This window comes from Streptomyces sp. S6 (assembly GCF_054880855.1).
Genome location: NZ_JBTYMC010000064.1, coordinates 16,944 through 27,710, shown reverse-complemented (window position 1 = coordinate 27,710; position 10,767 = coordinate 16,944). Strand labels below are relative to the sequence as shown.

The following is a 10,767-nucleotide window of genomic DNA, read 5'->3' as shown; positions in this document are numbered from 1 at the left end:
CCGCCACCCAGGCGGCGATCGCCCCGGGCTCGGCGGCGCCGGGTCCCACGGCACCGGTGGACGGCATCGGCTCCACGCTCGCCTCGAAGCTGACGGACCCGCTGGCGGTGGGCCCGGGGCTGATGGTCATCGCGGCCAGCATGGGGGCGCTGTTCTTCACCCGGTACCTGCGCGAGGAGCGGGAGCGCAAGGAGTACCAGCGGTACTACTCGGCGAACTGGAGCTGAGGGGAACACAGATGAGGGCACCCATCGCGCCGATGGGTGCCCGAGGTAAGGGAGGCGGGGAGGGTCAAGCCGCGTCGGCCGGCCGGTTGGACACCGCGGCCCACTCCGTCACCAGTCGCTGGTACTCCTCACGCTGGTCTCCGCGCAGAATCCCGCCCGACCTGAGCCACAGAGCCCGGATCTCCTCGTTGACCTCCGCGGCCGATCGCTCGGTAAGGGGTTCAACAGTGATGGACATGGTGTGAATCTTACGGCGCGCGGGGTGAAGACCGCGTGAGTTAATAGGTTTCATTCCGGGCATATCGGACCGTGTTACTGATCACGTTAACTGCCCGGAACAAAAGGCCGATCCGTCAGGTGCCGGGCTTGCGGCCGTACACGAAGACGTCGTCCCCGGTTTTCAGCAGCGCCCAGTACTTCTTCGCGTCCGCGGGCGTCATGTTGGTGCAGCCGTGCGAGCCGGGCGGGTTCCACATGCTCAGGTTCACGGAGTGGAACGCCTGGCCGCCGTCGAAGAACTGGGCGTACGGCATGGGGACGTGGTAGATGGTGGAGACGTGGTTGATGTTCCGCCAGTAGATCTTCTTCAGCCCCGTACGCGTCTCGAAGCCGTCGCGCCCGGTGCGCACCGGCACCGGCCCGTACACCAGCTTCTTGCCGTCCTGGATCCAGCTGAGCTGGAGCGTCAGGTTCACGCAGGCGATCCGGCCCTTGTTCGTCGGGCACTTGCCGTCCTTGTTGGGGTTCTTCCCCACGGCCTTCTGCTTGTTCATGAGATCCATCACGCCCCACGTGACGGAGCCCGCGTACCCGGCGTTCGGGCTGATGCCGTGCTTCGTCTGGAACGCCCGGATCGCCTTGCAGTCCGCGCTGGACTGCTTGCCGTCCACGGGCCGTCCCAGGAACTTCTCCACCTGCTTCTGGTACGGCCCCGCCGACGTCGTACAGCTCGCCGCCTGGGCCGTGCCGCCGCCCATCACCAGCGTGAGCGGCGCCAAGAGCCCCGTGACGCCGGCGACGACCGCCGCTCGTCTGCGTATGTCCCCCATACCGATCCCTCCCTCGGAATGTTCCTCGCCTGTCCAGACCCTGATGCGAACATTTCGGTTGTACCCCACACGGCCCTGTGACAGAACGGTGAAATTCCTCTCAGCACCGGGACGGAGCGCAGCGTCAGCGGTAGCCCGTCACGTCCGCCGGCTTCCCCGCGTCCTGCACCTCCACCAGGTACCGCCACGCGTCCGGGCGGCTCCCGTCGAGGTCCGTGAAGCCGTACTCCCGGGCCAGCGCCCCGCCGGACAGCGACTGCCCGTTGAACCGGGCGACCTCCGGGTCGGCGGCGAGTGCGGCGACCGCGCGGCCGACGTACCTCGGCGTCTCGGAGATCGCGAAGTGCGGGACCTTCTCCAGGGCGTCGCGCCAGTTGTCCTCGCGGACACCGAAGTGCTCCAGCATCAGCTCCGAGCGCAGCCAGCCCGGGGTGAGGACGAGGGCGGTCGCGCCGCGCGGCGCGAGTTCGTGGCCGAGGGCGAACCCCATGCGCAGGACGGCCGACTTGGCGAGGTCGTAGTAGAAGTTCACGCGGTAGTTGTCGCCGTTGTACTCGGCCGTGCCGTCCGTCATCTCCACGACCAGCCCACCGGGCCGGCGCAGCAGGAGCGGCAGGGCGTAGCGGCTGGTGATCACGTGCGTGTCGATCGCCAGCCGCAGGGTCCGCAGCCCGTCGTCCAGGTCGTGCTCCCAGACGGGCGTCTCCCACTGGACGAGGTTCTCGGCGCCCCAGATGTCGTTCACCAGGACGTCGAGACGGCCCTGTTCGGCGTCGATCCGCTCGACGAGCGCCTTCACCTGTGCGGGGTCCAGATGGTCGGTCGGCACCGCGATCCCGGTGCCGCCCGCCTCGGTGACGAGGTCGGCGGTGTCCTCGATGGTCTCCGGGCGGTCGTACTCGGAGCGCTGGGCGCGGGTGCTGCGTCCGGTGACGTAGACGGTGGCGCCGGCCGCGCCGAGTTCGACGGCGATGCCTCGGCCCGCGCCTCGGGTGGCTCCGGCGACGAGGGCGATCTTGTTGTGCAGGGGGGCGGTGTCCGGCTTCTTGTTCTCCATGACAGCCATGGTTTCGAGGAAGCCGGACACCTTCTGTCGCCTTTTCCGGCGAGTCTCAGAATTTCCGCGAGGAGGTCAGTGACCTCGCGCGATCCACTCCTCCAGCTGCGGGGCCTCCGCCCCGATCGTCGTCTCGTCGCCGTGCCCGGTCAGCACCCGGGTCTCCCCGGGGAGCGTGAGGAGCCGGTCGCGGATCGAGTCGATGATCGTCGGGAAGTGGGAGTACGACCGCCCGGTGGCGCCCGGCCCGCCCGCGAACAGCGTGTCGCCCGTGAAGACGGCGCCCAGCGCGGGGTCGTACAGGCAGACCGCGCCCGGCGCGTGTCCCGGGGTGTGGATGACCCGCAGGTCCGCGCCGGCGGCCTCGATGACCTGGCCGTCGGCGAGGTGCTCGTCGGGGTCGCGGTCGGGGTGGGTGAGCTTCCACAGGGGGAGGTCGTCCGGGTGCAGCCAGATCCGGGCGCCGGTGAGGTCGGCGAGCGCGGGGGCCGCGCCGACGTGGTCGTTGTGGGCGTGGGTGCAGACGATCGCCGTGAGCCGCCGGTCGCCGACGGCCTCGGCGATGGCCTGCGCGTCGTGCGCGGCGTCGATGACGATCACCTCATGGTCGTCGCCGACGATCCACACGTTGTTGTCGACGTCCCAGGTGCCCCCGTCGAGGCTGAACTGCCCCGACGTGACGAGGCGTTCGATGCGCGCGGCCATCAGAGGACCACCACCGAGCGCAGGACGTCACCGTGGTGCATCCGCTCGAACGCCTGCTCCACCTGGTCGAGCTGGATCGTCTCGGTGACGAACGCGTCGAGCGGCAGGCGCCCTTGGAGGTGCAGGTCGATGAGCATCGGGAAGTCCCGGGAGGGCAGGCAGTCCCCGTACCAGGACGACTTGAGGGAGCCGCCGCGCCCGAACACGTCCAGCAGGGGGAGTTCGAGCTTCATCTCGGGCGTGGGCACCCCGACGAGGACGACCGTCCCCGCCAAGTCCCGTGCGTAGAAAGCCTGCTTGTACGTCTCCGGCCGGCCGACCGCCTCGATCACGACGTCCGCCCCGAACCCGCCGGTCAGCTCCCGGATCGCCTCGACGGCGTCCGTCTCCTTGGAGTTGACGGTGTGGGTGGCGCCGAGTTTCCGCGCGGTCTCCAGCTTGCGCGGATCGATGTCGACGGCGATGACCTTCGAGGCACCGGCCAGGTTCGCCCCGGCGATCGCCGCGTCCCCGACGCCGCCGCAGCCGATGACGGCGACCGTGTCACCCCGGCCGACGTTCCCGGTGTTGATGGCGGCACCGATCCCGGCCATCACCCCGCAGCCGAGGAGCCCGGCGACGGCGGGCGACACCGACGGGTCGACCTTGGTGCACTGCCCGGCGGCGACGAGGGTCTTCTCCGCGAACGCCCCGATCCCGAGGGCCGGGGACAGCTCCTGGCCCGTCGACGCGAGGGTCATGCGCTGCTTGGCGTTGTGGGTGTTGAAGCAGTACCACGGGCGCCCGCGCAGACAGGCCCGGCAGTTCCCGCACACCGCACGCCAGTTGAGGATCACGAAGTCCCCGGGAGCGACGTCGGTCACCCCCTCCCCCACCGACTCCACGACCCCGGCCGCCTCGTGCCCGAGGAGGAACGGGAACTCGTCGTTGATGCCGCCCTGCTTGTAGTGCAGGTCGGTGTGGCAGACCCCGCACGCCTGGATCTGGACGACGGCCTCTCCGGGCCCGGGGTCGGGGATGACGATCGTCTCGACCCGTACCGGTTCGTCCTTGCCCGGCGCGATGACTCCGCGCACTTCCTGTGCCATGGGGCTGCCCTTTCCTCGGCGCTTTCGTCCCACCCCCGACCCTACGCGTAGGTGATCACCCCGGCACCCCATCGCGCCACCGTAGCCTGGGCGGGTGACCACACCTCCCTGGCGACTCCTCCTCGCGTACGTCCGCCCGCACCGCTGGACGCTGCTCGGCGGAGCGGCCCTCTCCCTCCTCACCGGCGCGACGGGCCTTCTTCTGCCGCTCGTCGCGATGAAGTTGATAGCCGACCTGTCCGACGACCGGCCGATAGCCGGTGCGTTGGGTCTGATGACCGGGCTCGTGGTGCTCAACGCCGCGCTGGGCGCGCTGGGTTCGTACGTGCTGCGGCGGACCGCCGAGTCGGTGGTGCTGCGGGCACGCAAGGCGTTGTCGTCGTACCTGCTGCGGCTGCGGATCACGGCGGTGGACCGGACCGAGCCGGGGGATCTGATGGCGCGGATCACCTCGGACACGACGCTGCTGCGGGAGGTGACGACGGACTCGCTGGTGGGGTTCGGGACGGGCGGGCTGACGCTGGTGGCGACGGTCGTGGTGATGGGGTTCGTGGACGGGGTGCTGCTGGCGGTGACGCTGGGGGTGGTGGTGTGCACGGCGCTGGTGATCGGGCTGTTCGTGCCGCGCATCAACCGGGCGAGCCGTCAGGCGCAGGACGCGGTGGGGGTGATGGGGGCCTCCCTGGAGCGGGTGCTGGGCGCGCTGCGGACGGTGAAGGCGTCGGGGGCGGAGCACCGTGAGGAGAAGGCGTTGCACGCGGCGGCGGAGGAGTCGTGGCGGCAGAGCGTGCGGGCGGCGATGTGGTCGGCGGCGGCCGGGAACACGGCGGGGCTCGCGATCCAGGTCGCGTTCATCACCGTCCTCGCGGTGGGCGGGGCGCGGGTCGCGACGGGGGCGATCGGGATCGAGACGCTGGTGGCGTTCCTGATGTACGTCTTCTATCTCATGTCGCCCATCCAGGAATTGGTGGGTGCGGTCGCCCAGTACCAGACGGGTTCGGCGGCCCTGACCCGGATCCAGGAGGCCCTCGCGCTGCCCGCCGAGCCGGTCTCCCGCCCGGCCCCGCTGCCCGCGTCCGACGCGCAGCCGGCCTCGGTGTCCTTCACGGACGTCCGCTTCCGGTACGCCGACGACCTGCCGCTCGTCCACCACGGCGTGACGTTCGCGGTGCCGCCGCGCGGGATGACGGCGTTCGTCGGCCCGTCGGGCGCGGGCAAGACGACGGTGTTCTCGCTGATCGAGCGGTTCTACGACCCCGAGGAGGGCGTCGTCACCCTGGACGGCCGCCCCCTCGCACAGTGGGATCTGCCCGAACTCCGGTCGGCCATCGGGTACGTGGAGCAGGACGCGCCGGTCCTGTCCGGTTCCCTGCTGGACAACCTCCGCCTCGGCAATCCGGACGCGGACGACGACGCCGTGCGGGGCGTACTGAAGACGACCCGGCTGGACGGGCTGGTCGAGCGGCTCCCCCAGGGTCTGGAGACCCTGGTCGGGCACCGGGGGACGAAGCTGTCCGGCGGTGAGCGTCAACGGGTCGCGATCGCCCGGGCGTTGCTGCGCCGTCCCCGGCTGCTGATGCTCGACGAGGCGACTTCCCAGCTGGACGCGGTGAACGAGGCGGCCCTCCGGGACACCGTCGCCGATGTGGCCCGCTCGACGACCGTCCTCGTCGTCGCGCACCGCCTGTCGACGGTGACGACGGCGGACCGGATCGTCGTCATGGACGCGGGCCGGGTCCGCGCGGTGGGTACACACCGTGAACTCGTGGGCGCCGACCCGCTGTACGCGGAGCTGGCGGCCACCCAGTTCCTGGCAGCGGAGGATTCACCTCCGCAAGCAATGAACTAGCCGATTCTGCGCAGCCGTTCGGCGTCGGAGGTGCGCGGACAGGTGGCGCACGCCTCTGCGGGGCGGATCGCGTAGAACATGCAGCAGCCGGCGCGGGTGCGGGTGGGGTGGCGACTGCCGTCCGTGGCGGTCAGGTCGCGGAAGCCGGCGCCCGCCGGGTAGGGGGTGATCGGGCCGGGGAGGGCTTCGGCGGCGGCGCGGATGCCGTCGTCCTCGCGGCCCAACGTCCGGCCCAGGTACCAGAGTCCGGAGACGAGGTCGTCGCCGACCATGCCCCACAGGGCGCGGGCGCCGCGCCGGGTGAAGGGGGCGAGGGCGTCGAGGACGGGCGTCATGTGGGCGGCGACGGCGGTGCGGGGGTCGGTGTCGTCGAGGAACTGTCCGGTGGGGCGCACCAGATAGGAGGCGTCGTTGGCGCGCACGTCCTCGGGGCGGACGAGGGGGATCCGGCCGTCGAGGAACCAGGGGCCGGTGGTCAACAGGGCGGCGGACCAGGCGTAGTCGTGCAGGGCGCGGGAGGCGGCGACGTGGGTGGGGACGCGGACGCCGTAGCGGGTCTCGATGCGGGCGGCCTCGGCGTCGACGAAGGCGCCGGGGTCGGTGAGGAGGTCGACGCCGGTCAGTTCGCCGTCGGTGACGTGGACGTCGAGGACGTCGCACAGGTCGGTGAGCCTGCGCAGGACGTCGAGGACGGGCATGGGGGGCTCCACGGGTCGAGGGTGTCCAGCCGGGGGTGTTCCCAACCGCGACGTAAGGTGTGAAGATCGCAACAACGAGTGCGGCGGATCTCACAGCCGGTTGAAAACTAAAGGAAGCCTAACCTAAGCTCACCCCTCGTGACTGCGACCCGTCTGGGCACACCACCCACAGGTGTTCCCTCCCGTGCCTTCCGGCACCTCTCCTTCTTCGCCCTGGGCATCGGCGCGTTGGTGCTGTGCACCGCGCTGAGCCTCGCGCTCGGCGCCCGCTCGGTCCCCCTGTCGACCGTGACCGGCGCCCTGTTCGGCGACGCGCACGGCCGTGACGCGCTCGTCGTGACCGGACTGCGCCTGCCGCGCACGGTGATCGGCCTCTTCGTCGGCGCCGCGCTCGGCGCCGCCGGTGCCGTCGTCCAGGGCGTCACCCGCAACCCGATCGCCTCGCCCACCACGCTCGGCATCGACGCGGGTGCGGGGTTCGCGGTCGTCGTCGCGATCTACGCGCTGGGGCTCGAAAACCCCCTCCAGTACGTCTGGTTCGCCTTCACCGGCGCCGCAGCGGCCGCCCTGTTCGCGCAGGCGCTGGCACGGCGGTCCGGTGACCTGAACCCCCTGCACCTCGCGCTCGGCGGCACCGTCCTGCGGATGGTCCTGCTGTCCTGGACGGCCGCCGTGATGCTCCTGAACCAACGCACCCTGGACGAGGCCCGCTTCTGGCTCGCCGGGTCCCTCGCGGAGCGCCCGCTGTCCGCGCTGTGGCAGGTCCTGCCGACGCTCCTGCTCGGCCTGCTCCTCGCGCTGGCCGTCTCCCCCGCGCTCAACACCCTTGCGCTGGGCGACGACGCGGCGGCGGCGCTGGGTGTGCCGGTGGGCCGGATCCGGCTCCTCGGCGGGCTCGCGGTCGTCCTCCTCGCGGGGTCCTCCGTCGCCGTCGCGGGCCCGGTCGCCTTCATCGGTCTGGCCGCGCCCCACCTCGTCCGCCCCTTCCTCGGCGGCGACCACCGCCTCCTGCTGCCCGGCTGTCTGATCGCGGGCCCCTTGCTGCTGCTGTCCGCCGATGTCCTCGGCCGTCTGGTGATCCGCCCCTCGGAGCTGGAGGTCGGCATCGTGACGGCGTTCCTGGGCGCCCCCCTGCTGGCCCTCCTCGCGCGGAAGGCCACCCGATGACCACGCTGACCCGGCGCGGACGCGTCCTGCTCTTCGCGGGCCTCGGACTGGCCGCGCTCCTCACGCTGCTGACGCTGTCTCTCACCACCGGCACCATGGCCATCCCCGCGACGACCGCGCTGCGCGCGCTGTTCGGGCTCGGGGACTCCGGGGACGTCCTGGTCGTCCAGGAGTTCCGGGCGCCCCGCACGTTCGCGGCGATCGTGGCGGGCGCCGGGCTGGGTGCGGCCGGGTGCGTGCTGCAACGCCTGTTCCGCAACCCGCTCGCCTCACCGGACGTCATGGGTGTCACCGGCGGCGCCTCCCTCGGCGCGGTGGCCCTCCTCGCGGCCGGCGCCGCCCAGACCCTGATCCCGCTCGGCGCGCTCGGCGGCGGTCTCCTCTCGGCCTTGCTGCTCGGCGTCTTCAACTGGGGCGGCGGACTCGCCGTCACCCGCCTGGTCCTGACCGGCCTCGCCGTGCAGGCGGCGCTGGCGGCGGCCGTCAACCTGATGATCGTGCGCTTCCCGGCGGAGCTCGCGGGCTCGGCGATCCAGTGGACGACCGGGTCGGTGTACGGCCGGACCTGGAACGAGGTGGGGGGCGGGGCGTCGGCCATGCTCCTCGCGCTGGTGGTGGCGCTGGTGATGAACCGGCGGCTCGCGGTCCTGGACCTCGGGGACGACTCGGCGGGCGCCCTCGGGCTGAACACCTCGCGGGCGCGGCTCCAACTCCTCGTCCTGGCCGTCGTCCTGGCGTCCCTGGCCGCCGCGCTCGCCGGTCCGATCACCTTCGTCGCGCTCGCCGTGCCGCACATCGTGCGGTTCCTGACCGGGCCGCCGACGGCCGTGACGCTCGCGCTGGCCGCGCTCACCGGGGCGGTCCTGCTGCTGGCCTCCGACCTGGTCGTCCAGCATCTCCTGCCGGTCGAGGGGCTGCCCGTCGGCGCCGTGACCGCGACCCTGGGGGCGCCCTGGCTCCTGGTGCTGATGCTCCGCCAGTCCTCGCCCGTGGCCGCGCGCCCGTGACCCTTGAACAGGAACTCCTGATGACGAATCAGCTCACCACTCAGGGTCTCGGGCTGCGCTACGGCGACCGGACCGTCGTCGACAACCTCGATCTCACCCTCCCCGGCGGGGCCGTCACCGCGATCGTCGGCCCCAACGCCTGCGGGAAGTCGACCCTGTTGCGCGGCCTGAGCCGTCTCCTCGCCCCGGCCGCCGGGACCGTCACCCTCGACGGCGCCGACATCCACCGCATGGCCGCGCGCACCCTGGCCCGCCGCATGGGCCTGCTGCCGCAGCAACCGGTGACCCCCGAGTCGATCACCGTCGAGGCGCTGGTCCGCCTCGGCCGCTACCCGCATCAGCGGCTCCTGAGCCCGTGGTCGGCCGCCGACCAGAAGGCCGTGGACGACGCCCTGGAGCGCACCGGCACGACGCCGCTGCGCGACCACCCCGTCGACCGGCTCTCCGGCGGCCAGCGCCAACGCGCCTGGATCGCCCTCGCGTTGGCCCAGGACACCGAGCTGCTCCTGCTGGACGAGCCGACGACGTTCCTGGACCTGCGCCACCAGCTCGACGTCCTCGACCTGGTCTCCGCGCTGCACGCGGACGCCGGGCGGACCGTCGTCATGGTCCTGCACGACCTCGGGCAGGCCGCCCGGTACGCCGACCACATGGTCGTCCTCAAGGACGGCCGCCTCGCCGCCGCCGGAGCGCCCGCCGACATCCTCGACGCGGACCTCGTGAAGTCCGTGTTCGACGTCGACTGCCGCATCGTCCCCGACCCCGAGACCGGCACCCCGCTGGTCGTTCCGAAGAGCAGTGCGGCCCGGCACCACGCCGTGACCCGCGACTGACCCACCCTCCCACCACAGAAGGATCACCCCCGTGTTCACCCTGCGCTCCGCCCTGCCCGGAAACAGCCGTCTCAAGGCCGCCTCGGCCGCCGTCGTCCTCGGTGCCCTCGTGCTGACCGGCTGCGGCGGCGGCAAGGACGGCGGAAACGACGCGTCCAAGGCCGCCGCCGACGCCACGCCCGGCGCCTCCGCCGGGTTCCCCCGAACCGTCAAGACGGCCATGGGCGACGTGAAGATCCCCTCGAAGCCGAAGCGGGTCGTCGTCCTCGACACGGGCGAGCTGGACGACGTGACGCTCCTCGGGATCGACCCCGTCGGCGCGGTCCCCCCGCACTTCAAGACCGAGGGCGGGTTCCCGTCCTACCTCAAGGGCGAGCTGAGCGGCACCCAGGACGTCGGCCCCTCCCTGGAGCCGAACCTGGAGAAGATCGCCGCCCTCAAGCCCGACCTGATCCTGTCCTCCAAGGTCCGGCACGAGAAGATCTACGACAAGCTCAGCGCCATCGCGCCGACCGTGTTCACCGCGACCACCGGTGGCGTCTGGAAGCAGAACCTCGCGGTGCACGCCGAGGCGCTGGGCCTGGAGTCCGAGGCCGCCGCCGCGCTGAAGAAGTTCGAGACGCAGGCCGCCGCGCTCGGCGCGGAGATCAAGAAGAAGGACGGCGGGAAGATGCCCGTCGTGTCCGTCGTCCGGTTCATCGCCGGTCCGACGCGCCTGTATCAGACCAACTCCTACAGCGGCGTCGTCCTGAAGGACATCGGCTTCGCCCGGCCGACCTCCCAGGTCTCCAACGACCCCACGGTGACGATGAAGGACGTCAGCCCCGAGCAGATCGACCAGGCCGACGCCGACCTGATCTTCGTGACGACCGCCGACACCCCGGACAAGACCCAGCAGAAGCAGGTCACTTCGAACCCGGTGTGGAAGTCCCTGCCGGCCGTGAAGGCGGGCAAGGTGTTCAACGTCCCGGACGAGACGTGGATGTCCGGCATCGGGGTGCAGGCCGCCGAGCAGATGCTCAAGGACGTCGCCAAGGCCACGGGAGTCACGCTGCCCGCCGCGCGGTAACGCGACCGGACACACCGC

11 protein-coding genes and 1 pseudogene are annotated in these 10,767 nt (G+C 71.6%); 6 read left to right on the top strand and 6 right to left on the bottom strand.

Annotated features, from left to right (window positions below):
• A pseudogene (locus ACVNF4_RS11990) lies at window positions 1-227 on the top strand (S1 family peptidase); the annotation flags it as partial.
• A 64-nt stretch (window positions 228-291) separates the two neighbouring features.
• Here the strand turns inward: ACVNF4_RS11990 and ACVNF4_RS11985 are convergent.
• The 5 genes from ACVNF4_RS11985 to ACVNF4_RS11965 all read right to left on the bottom strand — a co-directional run bounded on the left by ACVNF4_RS11985 (window position 292) and on the right by ACVNF4_RS11965 (window position 4,126).
• Complete coding sequence (locus ACVNF4_RS11985) at window positions 292-465, bottom strand: hypothetical protein (RefSeq protein WP_461802734.1); 174 nt, start codon at window positions 463-465, stop codon at window positions 292-294.
• Between the two features lie 115 nt (window positions 466-580).
• On the bottom strand, window positions 581-1,276 hold the full coding sequence (locus ACVNF4_RS11980; protein ID WP_461802733.1) for a L,D-transpeptidase family protein: 696 nt from the start codon (window positions 1,274-1,276) through the stop codon (window positions 581-583).
• A gap of 124 nt (window positions 1,277-1,400) precedes the next feature.
• The gene (locus ACVNF4_RS11975; RefSeq protein ID WP_461802732.1) at window positions 1,401-2,333 is read right to left on the bottom strand and encodes an SDR family oxidoreductase; all 933 of its coding nucleotides are present in this window, start codon (window positions 2,331-2,333) and stop codon (window positions 1,401-1,403) included.
• 75 nt (window positions 2,334-2,408) lie between these two features.
• On the bottom strand, window positions 2,409-3,038 hold the full coding sequence (locus ACVNF4_RS11970; RefSeq protein WP_461802731.1) for an MBL fold metallo-hydrolase: 630 nt from the start codon (window positions 3,036-3,038) through the stop codon (window positions 2,409-2,411).
• On the bottom strand, window positions 3,038-4,126 hold the full coding sequence (locus ACVNF4_RS11965; protein WP_461802730.1) for an S-(hydroxymethyl)mycothiol dehydrogenase: 1,089 nt from the start codon (window positions 4,124-4,126) through the stop codon (window positions 3,038-3,040). Before ACVNF4_RS11965 ends, ACVNF4_RS11970 begins: the two co-directional genes overlap by 1 nt.
• A 94-nt stretch (window positions 4,127-4,220) precedes the next feature.
• On the opposite strand from ACVNF4_RS11965, the gene ACVNF4_RS11960 reads away from it, so the two are divergent.
• Window positions 4,221-5,975 (top strand): ABC transporter ATP-binding protein, encoded by a 1,755-nt coding sequence (locus ACVNF4_RS11960; protein ID WP_461802729.1) that lies wholly within the window; start codon window positions 4,221-4,223, stop codon window positions 5,973-5,975.
• Here ACVNF4_RS11960 and ACVNF4_RS11955 read toward each other — a convergent pair.
• The gene (locus tag ACVNF4_RS11955) at window positions 5,972-6,673 is read right to left on the bottom strand and encodes a (2Fe-2S)-binding protein (protein WP_461802728.1); all 702 of its coding nucleotides are present in this window, start codon (window positions 6,671-6,673) and stop codon (window positions 5,972-5,974) included. The genes ACVNF4_RS11960 and ACVNF4_RS11955 overlap by 4 nt on opposite strands.
• A gap of 138 nt (window positions 6,674-6,811) precedes the next feature.
• On the opposite strand from ACVNF4_RS11955, the gene ACVNF4_RS11950 reads away from it, so the two are divergent.
• From ACVNF4_RS11950 to ACVNF4_RS11935, 4 genes are read left to right on the top strand one after another with little or no spacing between them, the layout of a single operon-like run.
• Entirely contained in the window at window positions 6,812-7,840 is a 1,029-nt protein-coding gene (locus tag ACVNF4_RS11950; RefSeq protein ID WP_461802727.1) for a FecCD family ABC transporter permease, read from the top strand.
• Window positions 7,837-8,847 carry a FecCD family ABC transporter permease gene (locus ACVNF4_RS11945; RefSeq protein ID WP_461802726.1) on the top strand — a complete coding sequence of 337 codons (1,011 nt, stop codon included), beginning with the start codon at window positions 7,837-7,839 and terminating at the stop codon, window positions 8,845-8,847. Before ACVNF4_RS11950 ends, ACVNF4_RS11945 begins: the two co-directional genes overlap by 4 nt.
• 20 nt (window positions 8,848-8,867) lie before the next feature.
• A complete protein-coding gene (locus tag ACVNF4_RS11940) occupies window positions 8,868-9,680 on the top strand; it encodes an ABC transporter ATP-binding protein (protein ID WP_461802725.1) in 813 nt (270 codons plus the stop codon).
• 31 nt (window positions 9,681-9,711) lie between these two features.
• Window positions 9,712-10,749 carry an ABC transporter substrate-binding protein gene (locus ACVNF4_RS11935; protein WP_461802724.1) on the top strand — a complete coding sequence of 346 codons (1,038 nt, stop codon included), beginning with the start codon at window positions 9,712-9,714 and terminating at the stop codon, window positions 10,747-10,749.
• The last annotated feature ends 18 nt before the right edge of the window (window positions 10,750-10,767 follow it).